This window comes from Erwinia wuhanensis, assembly GCF_030484085.1.
Taxonomy (GTDB): Bacteria; Pseudomonadota; Gammaproteobacteria; order Enterobacterales; family Enterobacteriaceae; genus Erwinia; species Erwinia aeris.
This window is the reverse complement of record NZ_JAUJUH010000026.1, coordinates 1-523: the sequence shown is the minus strand read 5'-3', so window position 1 is coordinate 523 and position 523 is coordinate 1. Positions and strand designations below refer to the sequence as shown.

Sequence of the window (523 nt, the reverse complement as noted above, 5' to 3'; positions counted from 1 at the left end):
CGCACGAAGGTATCTTCAGGTAAGGAGGTGATCCAACCGCAGGTTCCCCTACGGTTACCTTGTTACGACTTCACCCCAGTCATGAATCACAAAGTGGTAAGCGCCCTCCCGAAGGTTAAGCTACCTACTTCTTTTGCAACCCACTCCCATGGTGTGACGGGCGGTGTGTACAAGGCCCGGGAACGTATTCACCGTGGCATTCTGATCCACGATTACTAGCGATTCCGACTTCACGGAGTCGAGTTGCAGACTCCGATCCGGACTACGACGCACTTTATGAGGTCCGCTTGCTCTCGCGAGTTCGCTTCTCTTTGTATGCGCCATTGTAGCACGTGTGTAGCCCTGGCCGTAAGGGCCATGATGACTTGACGTCATCCCCACCTTCCTCCGGTTTATCACCGGCAGTCTCCTTTGAGTTCCCGACCGAATCGCTGGCAACAAAGGATAAGGGTTGCGCTCGTTGCGGGACTTAACCCAACATTTCACAACACGAGCTGACGACAGCCATGCAGCACCTGTCTCA

General features: G+C 54.3%; 1 rRNA gene. It reads right to left on the bottom strand.

What is annotated here, in order from left to right:
* Window positions 1-20: 20 nt before the first annotated feature.
* Window positions 21-523, bottom strand: a 16S ribosomal RNA gene (locus QZH36_RS21360); the annotation flags it as partial.